Below are 16,035 nucleotides of genomic sequence, written 5' to 3'. Positions count from 1 at the left end.
TTGCTAAATAAAAACTAAATCCCTAAGACCAGTCTTAATTTGGTGCTCGACGTGTGTTGCGTATAGGGGAAATAGATAATTTCAACTCCAACTTGACTGAAATCCTTTTCTAACTGGATCCATTTCGGTGTTCCCTTCCAGTCATCACCAACAAACATTACATTGAATTTAAGTTTTTTCCACGCCTCAAATTTGTCCATATGAACTTGGGGCACAACTTCATCAACGAACTTGATGCTCTGAACAATTTCCATCCGCTCATCGAAAGGAATTATCGGGCGTTTTTTCTTTCTTTGTTCGCTCAATTCATCAGTGGTAACTCCGACAATTAAGTAGTCGCAGTTCATCTTTGCTCGCCGCAAGATATTTAGATGTCCGATATGGAATAGATCAAAAACCCCGGTGGTGTAGCCAATTTTTTTCATTCCAATTCCTCCATTTTAAGAGTTATGCGAGCGCTATGAAAGCATATCTAAAGGCCACATTTATTAGCGAACTCACTTAATGGATATAGACTCTGCAGGCCTACCGCGATAAACTCACCCATTTCCGGATTTAAACTCCGCTCTTTGTCTATTGACTCCTTGAGTTTCAATAGTTCAACCGGATTAAAGCAATTTCGTTGAAGATTCTTCATCACTTTTACAGGCACCGAGACGCTGGAGTTTGAAAAGCCTGGGTCAGGAGTTTTCCAGTTTTCCCCGTAGTAAGACCTCAAAAAGGCCTCTGTGCCCGAGGGGATATAGACCTCAGTATCTCGCAAAAACTTTGTATCTACTTGTTTGAAGTCATCTAGCTGCAGTGGCAAACACGCCTGTTTATGAGCCCAAACCCTTCCGTCTTGGTACCATATTGGCCGTACGTCGAGATGTATATTGGGATCACCATCCTTATCCCGAAGGCGAAACGGCTTACCCCTCAAGTTAATAGCCACAGTAAACCCAGCCTTGATAAGGGCAATCATAAGCTTTTCAGCTTCTTCCTTGGCACTAACAGGATCCCGATGTTCTGAAACATAGCCCACATCAAAGTCGTCATCTCCAGGGATGAAATCCCCATCTCGATAGAGCCCGAGCAAAGTTCCATACATCAGAAACAGCGGGCGCTCAAGCATATCATCGAACACTGCACGTGCTTTTTCATAGAGTTTTAAATACGCATCTTGACGTTGGTTAATTTCTTCAGCAGATAAAGGGAAAAATCCTTTTTTACAGAGTAGATTCTGGTTTAAAATTTCATAAATTTTTCCCGTGCCACCTGGCATTTCAATAAGCAGTTTATTTGTTTTATGGTAGTTGTCCAACAAGTGATCACCTGTTGAAGTTTTCAGGACCATTTCGCTCTGCTCTGGCAAATGGGCTAGAGTGGAACGTTTTAGCATGAACGAAAAAGATGCCCGGTTTTGCTGAAAATATAGGCGTTCTTTGCGGATTAGATTTCCGTCCAAAAATATATCTATTGTCTCTGGGCGGGCGCATGCTGCCCCTTCCAACGCCACTTCACCCTTCATTTTTAAGCCAAACGGGCGCATTGCTGTCCAATAACGTCCTGCTGGTTTTCCGGCGCTAGATTTACAGGGGCGAACACGGCATTTAAACAAAGGATCATCCGCAACTTCGACGCCGAGTTGATACAGACCATGGCAAATACGAAACTGTAGTTCATGGCGCTTTTCCAAGACAACTGTATCTCGGGAGTTATTAACCCTCTCCAAAGCTTTTTGATAAAAGTGTTTTGCTTTTGATTTATTACCTGCTTCAAGGTAATTCTCAGCCGCTCGCATGGCCCACACCGGGTTGTTTGAGAAATAGCCAAGTAATATCCGGGACTGATTTTTTATACCACTTGACACTGCGTGTGGAATACTTGATTGTTTGGGCATTGGGCGACCTCCTTCCAACAAAAAAACCTAGCTTATTTCATAATCACTTAACGGGTACAAATCCATCAGCCCGATAGCGATTAATTCGCCCATATTTGGATTTTGGGCTCTCTCTCTTTCAACCAACCTTTTGAGTTTTAGCAGCTCTGAAGGGCTAAAACAGTTCGCTTTTAGATTCTGCCGCACATGATCGGGAACAGCGGTGCTGGAATTCGAAAAGCTGGGATCAGGCGTTTTCCAGCCCTCGCCGTAATATGCGCGCAAGAACCCTTCGGTATCTTGTGGGATATAAACTTTGGTTTCTCGCAACTGAGCTTCAACTATATTCTCAAACCCCTCTAGCTTAAGGGGCATACAGGCTTGTTTATGGGCCCAGACATGACCATCTTGATACCAGACTGGTCTTACATCCAGGTGAATTTCCGGGTCGCCACCCGTTTCCCGAATTCGGAACGGTTTTCCACGGCGATTAAAGACAATCGTAAACCCAGAGCGCATCAAGGTGAAGATTATTTCCTCCACCTCTTTTTTTACGGACAGAGGGTCCTGGGCCTTGGAAATGTAGCCAACATCAAAATCATCATCACCGGGAATAAAATCGCCATCCCGGTACATGCCAAGGAGTGTGCCATAAATAATGAACAGCGGCCTGCCAACGTCTTTGTCAAACACCGCCCGGACCTTTTCATAGAGCTTTAAATATTCGTTCTGTCGCTCTTTAAGCTCTTCAGCAGACAACCTGATAAACCCCTTCTTATCCAGTAGACCACGCTCCTCGATAAGCTGGTGGATTTGACCAGTTCCGCTGGGGTACTCCAGGCATACACGATCCGAGTTTTTCCAGGGAATTATATCCCCCAGGGAAGTAACAACCTGGAGCTCCGAAGATTTAGGGAAATGGGCCAAGGTAGGGCGTTTAATAGGAAACGCGAAACTAGCGCGATTATTCTTGAACACCAGCTGCTCTTTGCGGATTGTCTTTCCATCTAATTTCACTTCAATTGAGTCGGGTCGGCCCGCAGACTCATCAAGCTCCATATGACCTTTAATCGTTATGCCCATCGAACGCGGCACAATGACAAAGGCAGCGGAAAACTTGGGCTGGACCGCCTTGCCCGCAGTAAGTTTACAATTAAACAGTGGATCTTCAACGCTTGAGATATGCACTTTGCTGAGGACGTTATTGACCAAGAATTGTAGTTCTTGCTTCCGATGCAAGGTGCTGTCAATCAGTTTTCTATGCAATGGTTTTTGAATCTTCTTCGCCTCCACGGCAATCACTCCAAACTTCCTCTGTTTAATCCACTTTAACTGCTTGACGAAGACCGGCTTGCAAGCTATAACGGGGTTGCCAGTCCAATGCGTGCGCCGCTTTGTTTACACTGAGATAATTATGCCGGATATCGCCAGGCTTTGGCGCCTCATTAACCGGGCGACAATCCTGGCCCGTTAGTTCTAAAAGTAAGGCACAGAGCGTGTTGATAGATGTGGCCTGACCGGTGCTGACATTCAGTACTTGTCCTCCTGCTCTTTGCATAGCAGCCAAGTTGGCGTTGACCACATCCCCGACGTAGATGAAGTCCCGGGTTTGTTCGCCGTCACCATAGATTACCGGCGACTGCCTTTTGGCCAGAAGGTCGCTGAAGATAGCCACCACGCCCCCGTCTGCAGTGGCGTCCTGTCGGGGACCGTAGACATTGGCATAACGAAGGATTGTGAAGTCCAGACCATACTGCTGCTGGTACAGCCGTAGGTAAAGCTCGGCTGAATATTTACTGACCCCGTACCCCGAACAGGGGTTGACGGGGTGCTCTTCATCAATGGGCAGGTATTGCGGCTCACCGTAAACAGCCGCTGAAGATGAATAGATTACTTTCTTTACATCTGCACTGCGACACGCCTCCAGCAAGTTCAACGTGCCAATTATATTGACTCCGGCATCCTCCACGGGTTCACGGAGCGAAGTCTGCACGTCAACTTGGGCAGCGGTGTGGAAAACATAGCGGATATTGCTCTGTTTGATTAGCTGTATGAGTTCGGGACTGCGAATGTCCAGTTTATGAAACTTCGCCTTGGGATTGATATTCTCTTCTTTGCCATGGGACAGATCGTCAACGCAGACAACCTTGTATCCCTGGTCAATTAGAGCATCAACAAGATGGGAGCCAATGAATCCGGCCCCGCCGGTTACCAAACAGTTGTCCACAACTCCACCTCCGTCCCCAGGCTTACAGCTAAGAAGCTGATTGTTCTGTCCTGTCCATCTGCTCAGGTGCCGACAAAGTACGCCCAATTACCGTGAGTAAGAGCAGGAACTTATAAACACTGTAGATAAGTACTGGTAGATAATTGGTAATCAGAACAGTCAGTGTCAAGATGAGATAGAATATACCGGTATCTGAAGGGGCCAACACCAGCTCCTTAAGCAGAGATGATTTGCCCGGGCCAGGTTTGGCTTTGATGACCAGACCTTTCAGATTGGTGGCATATGAAAACGTTAGATTTGCAAACATGACAAAAACAAAAATGCCGTAAAATTGCGGAAAACCGGAGAACATGTCCTGCTCCCAATACCAGTATAACAAAGCAGCGGTTACCAAAAAACCGGTAATCCTGTCCATGAGCAGGTCGAACCAAGCGCCTATCGGGGACGGTTTGTCCAACAGCCGTGCCAGTTGGCCATCGGCTGAATCCAGGGCATATGAGACTTGCAAAAAAATGAGCATAATTATTGCAGAAGACACACTGCCCACTGGCAAAAACAGAACGCCAGCTCCGGATAGGGCAAAGACCGCCGAAAGGACGGTGACAATGTTGGGAGAGATATTTAACTTAAAAAACAGGGCGGTAAAGAGCATGGCAAATTTCCGGGACACATAGCGTGTGTATAGCAATCCGGCTCGTTTGCCGGCATAACCCTGTTCAATGCGCTGGAATATCTGCTGCATCTAGTCCACCCCTTTCTGGTTAGTAATACAAACGTCCGCTTAAATTACGAATCCGCTTAACTTCTTGCGGTTTAAGTTTCAATTGTTTTCGTCTTTGCTTGTAGGGAGATAGCCCCTTAACGCCGTCCCGGGCCCCCTTGAGAAAGCTCTTAAAGTGCCCATGGCGCAAGGCCCCTAATCCCAGTTTCACTCCCCATAGACCCAAGTTGACGACAAGATAACGCAGAGGGAGAAAGCTGGTTGTAAGCCAGATACGGTTGCGGTAGTCGTAGTAGTACCGGCGCCAGGAGGGGCGCTGGCCCACCGACTCGTGATGCAAGACCGTAATCTGGGGGAAATAGCGAATGCGCCACTGGGTTTTGGCCAGGCGGTAGGAGAGATCCAATTCCTCCATGGAATAAAAATAAGCGGCGGGGTACGTGCCGACCGCGTCCAAAACCTCACGGCGTATTGCTACGCCGCCACCGAGAAAATACGCTACTTCCATATCGGTTTGCAAATCGGCAATGGACTTGTCGGTGCTGGGAATTACCCGCCGGGTGGCTGGGTCGGCTGGATTTAAAACCTTTAGTGCCATTATACCCATTTGCGGGTGTTCTTGAAAGCCTTTTGCTATCGCTTCGGTAACATTATTATCGGGCAGCTCGCCGTCATCGTCAATAACGACAATGACATCTCCGGTAGCCGCCTCGAAGCCGATGTTCCGGCCCTGACAGACGCCGCTGTTATAGTCCACCCGGACGTATTGGACCTGGGGATATTTATTTGTCACCATTTGGTCGGTACCATCTTCAGAGTTATTGTCCACAACAACAATCTCCAAGTCGTCCCAATTCTGATTGATGACACTGTCCAGGCAGCGCTGAAGATCATGTTTGCGGTTGTAGGTGAGGATTAAATAACTGACGCGCATAGATTTCACCGCTCTCCGTGGTGTTTTTCCTTGAATAATATAACATAAAATTCCAAGTTTTTCAGCTTGTCCAGCTCTTAGCTTTCTTTCTGACTGTGGGTGGTGGGCACCCAGACCGAAGCGTCTTGACGCCGCAAGAAGCGGATAAACCCGAGCAAAGCCGCCCAGTTAATCAGGCAAAAGTAATGAGCAAAGGCCATGGGTTTTACGGTTAAGTGTTTGCCCAGGATCGCCAGCAAATAGAAAATTGCCTGGGCAATGAAAGCCAGTTGGTACAGTGGCATATCAAGCAAAAAGATGTTACTTATAAATGCAAGGAGCATGAATACGGGCCCCAGCCAACGCAGCAGCTTGTGGCAGATAATCTGAACGGTGAAGAAACCGACATTGAAGGGATTGAGTACGGCGATGTTGGCAGTGAGGCCGTACCAGCCCCGGGCAATAATGCGCACCCGGCGCCTAAACTCAACCTGATTGTTATCGCCACTTTCTTCATACGCCTGGGCATTGGGTTCGTAGACGCTCTTATGCTTTCTTGCTGCCAGCTGCAATGCATGTTGGAAGTCATTGGCGGCGCCGGGAAACATCGGTTTGTGGAGTTCTCGACGGAGCGCGTAGATGGCGCCGTTGAAAGTGGTGAGGCGGCCGATTTTGCTCTCCAATTTTTTAAGCATTTGTTCATAGCGCCAGTAAAGCCCCTCGGACTTGGCGGTGCCATTCTCGCTATCTGTTAGCACCAGCTCGCCACATACCGCCCCCACCTTGGGGTCGTTGAAATGATCAGTAAGCCTTTTTATTGCATTGGAGTGGTACATCGAGTTGGCATCGCTGAATACGACAACTTGGGTGGTCAAAGTCGGCAGGACCTCATTCAGGGCATGGGTCTTGCCGCCACGCCCCTGGACGACTATAAGTTTTACGTTCTTATCTTCGAAGGAGCGCACAATTTCGTTGGTCGCGTCGGTGGAGCCATCGGAGACAACAATTATCTGCAGCTTGTCCGGGGGATAGTCCAAAGCAAGGCTGTTTTTTAGTTTGTCGGCTATTACCTTTTCTTCGTTATAAGCCGAGATGATTAATGCAACAGAGGGCAGCTCTGTTGCTGCCCCAAAACGTGTCGTCTTTTTTATTGCCGCCGCCAGTGACAACAGCAATGGATAGCCCAAATAAGTCAGGAGTAAGAGGGCAACACTGGTCCAAAACAGATAAATCATTGCATCATACCTTCCAAACTATGCACTTGATTCTTTCTCCCGGCTGATGGCGACAGTGTCCATAGCGGCCTGGGTGGGCAACTTCTCAACCTTATGCCGGAAGAGCCCCATTTGACGGGCACTGAACAATGACCAGACGCAGACAATTGCCAATACCGTGAGGGCAATATAGACCTGCTTTTCAATCAAATAACTGAGCAGCACCGAAATCATGCCAAAGGAAAAACTAAGAATCCAGATTATGTGTACCGCCCGGGGGTGGGAATAGTTCTTTAGCAGATGATGATGAAGATGGTTTTGGTCGGGCGAGAATATTTTTCTGCCGTTTAGGCCCCGACGAATAACAGCCAAAGTCGTATCGAGGATTGGTACAAATAAGGCCATGGCCGGGGGGATGATTGAGAGAAAAATTGAGCGGTCTACATTCACATAGGACACAAGGGAGATAATCGCCACCAGATACCCAAGGAATAAACTGCCGTTATCGCCCATGATGATTTTAGACGGATAGAGATTAAAGCGAATGTAGCCGATAAGACTGCCCATTATCGCCAAAAGCAACGGGTTGAGGCTGATTACCGGAATAAGCAGCGCCGAAATACTAAGGACAAAACATGCAATCAGCACCACGCCGGAGGCCAGGGCATCGAGGCCATCAATCAGGTTGACGGCGTTAGCGATACCGACAATCCAAAACACATAAAAGGGCACGCTGAGCCAGACGAAGCTAGCCCCCAGCTGTCCGAAGGGATTAGAAAGCAGGTAGCCATATTTAATGCCCAGAAGGACAATAATTGTCGAGACAATAATTTCGGCGACAAACTTCATGCCAGCCGGCAAACTTTGCCGATCGTCGGCCAGCCCGAGGATAAAATAAAAGACCGCTCCCCCGAGGATGATTAGCACTTTGGGACTCAGGGGAATGAAAAACAGCGTTGTCGTGAGAAAGGACAGGAAAATCACCGCTCCACCCAGACAGGGTTTGGGAGCGACATGAATTTTCCGTGCCCCTGGTTTATCCATGAAGGACCACTTGGTTGCGCATCTAATGGTAGCCGGTGCCAACAGGGAGCTAAACGCAGCTGCGGTAATGAATACGATTATTTCTTGCAATGGGAGCACCGCCTTTCAGCCCTGAGGCAGGGCTTGCGAACTGTTCATAGGAAATGTAACTATGCTATTACAAAGCCCAGGACGAATCCGGCCACCAACCCGATGTTGGCCCAGTGGCTGTGGAATCTATGGGACTGGGGAATCAGTTCATCACTAACAATATAGACCATGGCGCCGGCAGCAAAGGCCAGGGCCGCAGCCACTAGGCCGGAGCCGGCGGCAAAAACAACCTTGCCAAGCAAAGTGCCAACCGGAGTCATCAGGCCGGCCAGAGTTGTGAGGCCAATTACCTTCCACTTGCCGACTCCGCCGGCAACTAGTGGCATGGCAGTTGCCATGCCTTCAGGCACGTTATGCAAGGCCAGGGCGAGAGCAATCGCCGCGCCCAGGCGTAAATCTGCCGAGTAGCCGGCGCCAATCGCCAGGCCCTCGGGCAGGTTATGCAGAGCGATGCCGAGGAAGATGAAGTAGCCAACCTTGACCATCTCCGGATCGCCACCTTCCTGCTCCCCGGAGCCAATATGCAAGTGGGGGACCAGAAGGTCGAGGCCCATCATCAGGGCCACACCGGCCAGAAAACCGAGGACAGCGCCGGTGACACTGCCAAGCTCTACAGCTTCCGGCAAAAGGTCAAAGGCGGAGATTGCCAACATAATGCCAGCGGCAAATCCTAACATTCCGGACAGTAGTCGCTTAGAAGGCTGTCCAAAGATGAATATTATCACAGCTCCCAGACCGGTAGCAAGACCGGCGAGCGCGCTGATTAGTACTATTTCCATAAATCTCCCCTCCAACTGGGTTACTATCTAGTATTCAAGCGTGTCGGCAACTATTCCTGCCGATTTTTTTGGTAATAAAAGTTACTCTAATTCCAGCTCTTTGGCAAGCGCGTGCTGCAGAGTATCCAGCTTTGCTTCCGAATCGGTTTCGCAGTAAATCCGAAACACCGCTTCAGTGCCGGAGGCGCGAACCAGCAGCCAACTGCCATCATCCAGCAGGTATTTCCAGCCATCAATCCGGACAATGTCAGTAACCCTTGCTTCGCCTATGGTCTCAGGTTTAAATGCTTCAAGTTGTTTCAAGATCGCTTGTTTTTTGTCTGCATCGGTGCGGAAATCCAGTCGCCGGGTGTAGAGCTTGCCATATTCGTCATAAAGCTCATCCATCAGCTCGCTCAGAGGCTTGCCGTAGTGGACAGTGATCTCGGCCATCAACAGGCAAGCAAGGATACCGTCCTTTTCGGGAATGTGACCGGCAATCGAGAGCCCACCGGATTCTTCGCCGGCGAGGATTGCTCCTTGTTTGCGCATCGCTTCCGCCTGGAATTTAAAACCCACTGGCGTCTCAATAATCTCGACACCATGCTTTTTGGCAATCCGGTCCAACATGGTTGTTGTGGAAACAGTCCTGGCCAGCGGGCCCTTAATCCCCCGCTGGGTGAGCAGGTAATTGGCCAGCAGACAAAGCACTTGGTTGGGCAGCAAATATTTACCGGCGCTGTCGATGATGCCAAAGCGGTCGCCATCGCCATCCAGTGCCAGGCCAAGACCTTGTGCTGCCACGACTGCCTCGCGAAGGTCTGTAAGCAACTCAGGCTTTGGCTCGGGCATTATGCCGCCAAATAGGGGATCGCGCCAGTTCCGCTGAACATCTATGTCCAATCCCAGGTCAGCTAAAATTGCTTCCATATATCCGACGCCGGCGCCGTGCATTGGGTTCACTATAATTTTATTTGTAATCTTTTTCAATTTAGCGAAATCTACCTGCTGTGCGAGGAACTGCTTGTAAGCCGGAGCAGGATCGAATTCGGTTATCAGGTCCCGGTTGATTTTTACTGGTTCAGCTGTTTCGGGAATCAGGGCGGTGATGGCGTCGGTAATATCCGGAGTCGCCGGTCCCGCATATTCGGGGATAAACTTAAAGCCGTTGTATTCCGGGGGATTGTGGCTGGCGGTGAGCATCACAGCGCCGGCCGCTTTTTTGTCCAGGATAGAATGGGCGATTACCGGAGTTGGCGTTGCGGCCTTGGCCATGTACACCGGGATGCCCCGGGCAGTCAGGTGAGCGGCCACAGTCTCGGCAAATTGTTCGGCCAAGAATCTCGTGTCGTAGCCGATTACAAGCCCTTTACGGGCCAGATCTTGCTGATGCAAATACTCGGTAACGGCGGCTGAAACCCGGCGCAAGTTGCCAAAAGTAAAGTCCTCGGCGATGATGCCGCGCCAGCCGTCGGTCCCAAATTTTATCTGCATACATACACCCCTTTCTTTCCGTCAAATTATACCACAATTGGCAGAAAAAAATGAGGGCAGAAGCCCTCTGTAATGTTAATTTTTTATTAATTGGTTCCATGCCTGCCGATTGTTATCCATCCACTCCAAGCTCCAAGCGGCAAGGCCAGGAAGCTTGTATTTCTCCATCAACTTACGCCGGGCCCGAAGGGAGTCCCAGTTTTCCATCCAGATCATGTTATAGATGCCATCGGGGTCATAATAGGTGATTAAAGTCTGACCTGAGGAATGATTCTTGGTAATCTCCACATCGGTCATTGGCCGATGCGTGCCGGCAAAGGACTCAAAATGGCTGGTCTTGGTTTCCGGGTCATAATTCTTAAGAATCTCCAGACCGACTTCCAGATGGATGGCGTACGAACTGATGGTGCTGAGGCTGCCAGCGGTGAAGGTTTCGCCTGCAGCTACGAACTGGGCATAATCGCTGTGGACGTAGAGTTCCTTCCCCTCATGTTCAATTTTATACCAGGTAGCGCTGCCACCGATTTGTGTAACCTCATCCAAGTACTTGAACACCGAGTAGCGGGAAGCCGTAAACTCTACGGTGCTGCTGCCGCCCCGGGTGGACGGTTCGGTGCGAATGTTCACACCGTCGGTGGTGACCACCGAATCTTCTTCGGGGGTAATTGTTGGCCGCTCCACCCGCCAGTTGCGACTGTAGAAGGGAATGCCCAGAATCAGCTTGCTTGCAGGCACACCCTGGTTGAGCATGGCCTGAATGGCGCTCTCGGTCCAGGCCAAGGTGGCCACCGAACCGGGAGTGGGGCTGGAACCCCAGTGCTGGTCATAGGCCATCAAAACCAGGTAATCGGAGTTTTTGGCAAGGGCAGGCCGATCGTAGGACTCGCCATAGACACCAGAAGCAGGGCGGACCACATCCACCGAAAGGATTAAGTCATACTTTTTCGCCTCCACGTACATTTCACTGATGAACTTGGTAAAATCGCTGCGGTTGCTGCTGCCCAGAGCTTCGTAATCGATATTAATGCCGTCGACATCGTGCTCCAGGGCGCGGCCGATGATCTCGTCAATCTTGGCCTTGCGGGAAGATGCGCTGCCCAGTCCCGGTGAAGTGCTGAAATGCTGGAAGGTCAGCCAGACCTGGTAGCCCCGCTCCCGGGCAAACTTGATGTTGTTGGTAAAGTTGGCGCCGCTCATGATGTAAGTATAATTGGAGCTTGAGCCCAGAGAGCCACGGACATAGTACATAACCGGGGCATACACGTTATAGCCGGAGTTCTGCGGCCGCTGCTGCAGCCAACTGGTGTCCCGGCCGCTAATCCACTGCCAGGCAACTCGGTAGTAATCCTCGCTGCGGCTGGTGGTTGAGACATCTTCCTTAGGCACCCAGCCGCCCCGGCTGCCAAAGCGAATCCACACGTACTCGCCGTTATCTGCCAAGACCTCGGTTACATAACCGGCATAGGGGTAGCGCCGAGTCTCGCCGGCGCCGGGCTCCGCACGCATGCTGGTGTTGGCGGACATCACAACCCGCTTTCCGGTTAGGCTGTCCTCGGGCTCTTCAATATTATCTGGGGGAAAGTCCCGGGCAAATTCACGCCCGCTGCCAGAGGAAGGTGGTGGAGTTGCCTCCTCTTTGGGGGGTGTATCCTGCCGGGAATCCGGCTCCTCGCCCGGAGAAGTGTCGGGAGGCAGTGTCCGCTTCCGCGGTGGTGGCGGCGGTGGTTCCGGCTCAGGCTCTGGCTGCTCCACCAGTACTGGAACCGACGGCGCTTTTGGCGCAGCCGAGGCAATGCCGCCAAAGAGCAGCTGCCAATCAGTCGGCGTGCTGATCTCGATGGTTGGCGGTGCATTAAGGGCATCGCGCCAAGAGTAATATGTTATTAAATTCTGATCCAAACTGGAGTAGCTTTCGGGTGCAGTTGCAGAGCCGCCAAAACCACTTCCCAAGACAATGGTCAGGCCAACGCTGACGACCAGGACGCCTGCGACAATTTGCGTGATTAATATACCCTTCTTCATTGCATCACCCTTTGCCCAAAGTTATAGGGTATTAATTCTTCGCATGGCTGAATTTTCCCTGCCGGGAAAAAATTTCCCCATATCTTTTGGCAAGGGTGACGAAAACTCCAAATCTCTGCCGCTTACCGGGTGCTTAAATGTCAGGTGGCAGGCGTGAAGGGCGACTCTACCTACTAGCCCTTCTTCCTGGCCATAGAGATAATCGTCTACAATCGGGCAGCCGATATGTGCCATGTGCAGGCGCAGCTGGTGGGTGCGGCCGGTTTCCGGCCAGAGGCGCACGAGCGCAAGCTCTCCGGCCACCGATTCTACCCGGTAATGACTGCGACTGGGCTTGCCATCCGCCGTCACTCCCCGGCCGGGGAAGTCAGGCACTCGGCCCAGGGGCACGTCTATTGTACGTTCAAGAGGGGAAGGCACCCCCCGGGTGACAGCCAAATACTCTTTGTCTATTCGTGTATTTATCAGGGCGTTATGCATCCAGGCATTGGCGGCCACCAAAACCAGGCCCGAGGTCTCCCGATCCAAGCGGGTAACGAGACGCACCGGGCCGGGGCGCCCTTGCTCCCTCCAGCGCCAGGCAAGGCCGTTGAGCAAAGTGCCATTGGGGTAGCCCCGGGTGGGATGGACCACCAGGCCGGCGGGCTTATCGATAACGGTGAGTTCCGCATCCTCGTAGAGGACAGTGAGAGGGATGTTCTCCGGCTCGGGCAGCGCAAGGTGCTCCGGCAGCTCAACATACACCCGGTCACCCTGGGCAAGGATGACAGTAAGCGACACCGGGTTTCCGTTTACCTGGGCCACCCCCTCCTTGCGAAGCCGGATTAACTGGCGACGGGAAAAGCCATATTTGTTGTACAAAAGCCGGCGCAATTGGGCACCGGCTTCATCCTGACTTACAGTCCAGGTCAATGTCTTATTCTGTGTCATTGAGGACCACATCCTTTAATTTGGCCCGGACAATCAGGCGCTTGGCAGACGAATCGGTGCCTACCCGCTGGCAGGTAGTAAGTGTAAGAGCGGCGTAGTCTGTTTCTGCAACCACGCTCCAGTCTGTGGGCTCAACAATCCACACCCGCTCCACTTCATAGCGGAAGCTGTAGCCGGGAGTTTCGAGAATGACCAAATCCCCTGCCTCCAGGTTATTTACCCTGAGAAAATAACCGGCGGGACCGTCCCGGTGACCGGCAATCGTCACATTGCCCACCTGGCCGGGATAGGCGCTGGTGGGGTAGTAGCCGGGGGGATGGTTTAACCGTCGGGCGAAAATATCCAGATCATCTACAGCCACCACATTTACATCCACATCCAGCTTGGGGATTACCACCTTTGTGGGAGGAAAATCTGTCCATTCCGGTATGTCGACAACATAGTCATCATTGTCGCCATTGCCAGGCACCTGGGGTCGAACATATTCTTCATCGGGAAACTCTATCGATGGATTATTGAAGGCCTGCTCCAAATGGTACTGCTCTATTTTACCCTCCACCCATAACCAAGCAGGATAGCCGACTAAAGCCAGACCGCCAATTACAAGAATGAGGCCAATTGCAATATTAACTTTCGTCTTGTGGCGCATGTCGCGCCATTTCTGAAACCGTGACATTTAGTCACCCCCACAGCTAATTATACCATAAATTCACACAAATATTAGTTGTATAAGTGATAAGAAAAGGGGCCAGGTTTGGCCCCTAAACAAACTTATGCAAGTACCCGACGGCGCAGAACAAATGCGCTGGCATAAATCAACATCAGGCCGAGGGGAATCAGCCACATGATGTTTGAACCTGTCTCTGCCAGTTCATCGTCATCATCTTCGTCAATCGGAGCCGGGGTCTCTTCTTCGGCAGCCTCTTCCATCAGGGCGAAGTCGCTCCAATGATCGAGTTCGAGAGTGACTGTGTTGGCGTCTGTGTCAACAACAGCACCCTGAGCCACCCATTCTCCGTTGTTAAACCAGTAAATGTCGAGATTTTCAGGGTTGTCCACTTCGTCTGGATCGTAGGTAAAGACTAAAGTGAATGTACCGTCAAACTCTGTGTTGGCGCCATCGTTCATTACGAAGCTGTACACCTGACCAAGAAGCTTGAAGCCTTCGGGAGCGTCAGCAGCCTTCTTTGTAATGGTGATTTCAGCATCGCCTTCAGGCAACAAGCTTACCGGGAAGTTAAGCTCCATTCCATTCTGTTTGAGGGTCAAAACATCTTCGTCAGCAAAGTCGTTGGCATTGATGTTGATATAGTTAACGTCTTCTTCAAGCTCTACGGGAGCATCAGCGCTGGATACGGCTTTGCGGGTTGCGAAGGTAGTAAGGTCTTCACTGATGGCCCAGGGGGCATAATCAACATCGCCAACAAAAGCTACAGGCTCATCCGCGCTTCCCCACCAGTTTAACGGAGCAGTAATTGAACTGCTAGCATTATTAACAATGTCGTTTTCGTTGCCATCAAAATGATTACCGCTGATAACAACATCACCGAGATCCGGCTCAACATCGTTTTCGATCCGAACATTTATACCAATTGCATTATTGGCAAACTGATTATCAATAACATTGGCAGTGCCTGCAAAACGGTGGTAGAAATTTAGTCCCACGCCACCACCATAATCCGGGTCGGCGCTAACCGTAAAAGTATTGCCCATTATATCAACGTCATTTGCAGGGTTCTCCAATAAGACCCCACCCATAGCACCTTCAATAACATTATCAGAGATTACACCAGTAACATTGTTTAAGTTTAAGGCCCAGCCTAAATAGTCATCCCAAACATTGTTCATCACTTCTATTTGCCCATCCCGGGCCACCATTAAACCATTGGAAAAATAGTTAGACACATAGTTGTTGTTGAACTTGAGAACAAGCCCGGAGCCACCCGTGAACCAAAAATGACCGTTCACGACATAATTTTTATCTGTTGTTTCAAAAATATTATTCTCTATCGTCCACGCAGTATCATTACCGCTGGTTTGAGAAACAAAGCGAATGTCGTTTGCACCTACCTCAAAAGTGAACCCTTGTATGGTAACGGCGATTTCGTCTGTAGTATTTTTGAAGATATGCCCGTTATCCGATTTGAGCACTGCTTCGTTTTCTCTGTTTCCACTATTGGGGTCAACTCCTGCATTAGGCCCAACAAGAATAATGGATTTTGATAGAACAATGTTCTCTTCATATTCACCAGCAACAACATTGACAATCCCACCATCTTTTACTGCGTCAATAGCTTCCGCGATTGTACCAAAATTCAACTCTTGCTTTGATTCGTCTCCTACCCAAACCTCTGCAGGTTCTTCCACGGCAAAAGTAAAAGAAAAAGCAGCCAAAATCATTGTTGCCACAACAAACAGAATACCAAACCGTTTCACAAAAAACCCTCCTTTAATATTTTTTACTGTCAAATAATCATCTTCCTATCTCATCAATCACCCCTTTTAAACCCGAGTTAAAATCAAAAACAAGGATCACAGTGTTATTTTAACAACTAGCTGTGACAAGCCTTGTCTTAAACTTGTTAAATATAAAAAAAATTTTATTAAAATGGATGTTATTTGCTATATATTAGTGATTCCACTGCAGAAAGTCCCTTTTCCCTTATAATTTCTTCCATTAACGGCAGGATTTTGCACCCCGGAAATTGAAGTAATACCTAGGAATATCGAGCTATTCCTACATAATCGGTGCATAAGGGGT

The 16,035-nt window shown here is 49.9% G+C and carries 14 protein-coding genes; all 14 read right to left on the bottom strand.

Going from position 1 to position 16,035, the window contains the following annotated elements:
* Window positions 1–14 precede the first annotated feature (14 nt).
* Window positions 15–425 (bottom strand): adenylyltransferase/cytidyltransferase family protein, encoded by a 411-nt coding sequence (locus FH749_07475; GenBank protein MTI95314.1) that lies wholly within the window; start codon window positions 423–425, stop codon window positions 15–17.
* Window positions 426–472: 47 nt separating this feature from the next.
* The gene (locus FH749_07470) at window positions 473–1,882 is read right to left on the bottom strand and encodes a LicD family protein (protein MTI95313.1); all 1,410 of its coding nucleotides are present in this window, start codon (window positions 1,880–1,882) and stop codon (window positions 473–475) included.
* A gap of 27 nt (window positions 1,883–1,909) precedes the next feature.
* Complete coding sequence (locus tag FH749_07465; GenBank protein MTI95312.1) at window positions 1,910–3,154, bottom strand: LicD family protein; 1,245 nt, start codon at window positions 3,152–3,154, stop codon at window positions 1,910–1,912.
* 25 nt (window positions 3,155–3,179) lie between these two features.
* Window positions 3,180–4,088 (bottom strand): SDR family oxidoreductase, encoded by a 909-nt coding sequence (locus FH749_07460; protein ID MTI95311.1) that lies wholly within the window; start codon window positions 4,086–4,088, stop codon window positions 3,180–3,182.
* 28 nt (window positions 4,089–4,116) lie between these two features.
* Window positions 4,117–4,830, bottom strand: coding sequence for a CDP-alcohol phosphatidyltransferase family protein (locus tag FH749_07455; protein MTI95310.1), 714 nt, complete (start codon window positions 4,828–4,830; stop codon window positions 4,117–4,119).
* 19 nt (window positions 4,831–4,849) lie between these two features.
* The gene (locus FH749_07450) at window positions 4,850–5,743 is read right to left on the bottom strand and encodes a glycosyltransferase family 2 protein (protein ID MTI95309.1); all 894 of its coding nucleotides are present in this window, start codon (window positions 5,741–5,743) and stop codon (window positions 4,850–4,852) included.
* Between the two features lie 77 nt (window positions 5,744–5,820).
* A complete protein-coding gene (locus FH749_07445; protein ID MTI95308.1) occupies window positions 5,821–6,957 on the bottom strand; it encodes a glycosyltransferase family 2 protein in 1,137 nt (378 codons plus the stop codon).
* Window positions 6,958–6,975: 18 nt separating this feature from the next.
* Complete coding sequence (locus tag FH749_07440) at window positions 6,976–8,070, bottom strand: undecaprenyl/decaprenyl-phosphate alpha-N-acetylglucosaminyl 1-phosphate transferase (protein ID MTI95307.1); 1,095 nt, start codon at window positions 8,068–8,070, stop codon at window positions 6,976–6,978.
* Between the two features lie 59 nt (window positions 8,071–8,129).
* A complete protein-coding gene (locus FH749_07435) occupies window positions 8,130–8,849 on the bottom strand; it encodes a zinc/iron permease (GenBank protein MTI95306.1) in 720 nt (239 codons plus the stop codon).
* Between the two features lie 81 nt (window positions 8,850–8,930).
* Window positions 8,931–10,322 carry a phosphoglucomutase/phosphomannomutase family protein gene (locus FH749_07430; GenBank protein MTI95305.1) on the bottom strand — a complete coding sequence of 464 codons (1,392 nt, stop codon included), beginning with the start codon at window positions 10,320–10,322 and terminating at the stop codon, window positions 8,931–8,933.
* Between the two features lie 75 nt (window positions 10,323–10,397).
* Entirely contained in the window at window positions 10,398–12,344 is a 1,947-nt protein-coding gene (locus FH749_07425) for a hypothetical protein (protein ID MTI95304.1), read from the bottom strand.
* A gap of 21 nt (window positions 12,345–12,365) precedes the next feature.
* Window positions 12,366–13,286 (bottom strand): RluA family pseudouridine synthase, encoded by a 921-nt coding sequence (locus FH749_07420; GenBank protein ID MTI95303.1) that lies wholly within the window; start codon window positions 13,284–13,286, stop codon window positions 12,366–12,368.
* Window positions 13,261–13,950, bottom strand: a complete 690-nt coding sequence (locus FH749_07415) for a class E sortase (GenBank protein ID MTI95302.1) — start codon at window positions 13,948–13,950, stop codon at window positions 13,261–13,263. Before FH749_07415 ends, FH749_07420 begins: the two co-directional genes overlap by 26 nt.
* Before the next feature lie 95 nt (window positions 13,951–14,045).
* On the bottom strand, window positions 14,046–15,710 hold the full coding sequence (locus FH749_07410) for a hypothetical protein (GenBank protein ID MTI95301.1): 1,665 nt from the start codon (window positions 15,708–15,710) through the stop codon (window positions 14,046–14,048).
* Between the last annotated feature and the right edge of the window lie 325 nt (window positions 15,711–16,035).

The sequence above is a fragment of the Bacillota bacterium genome, assembly GCA_009711825.1.
GTDB lineage: Bacteria > Bacillota > Proteinivoracia > UBA4975 > VEMY01 > VEMY01.
This window is presented reverse-complemented; position numbering and strand designations above follow the sequence as displayed.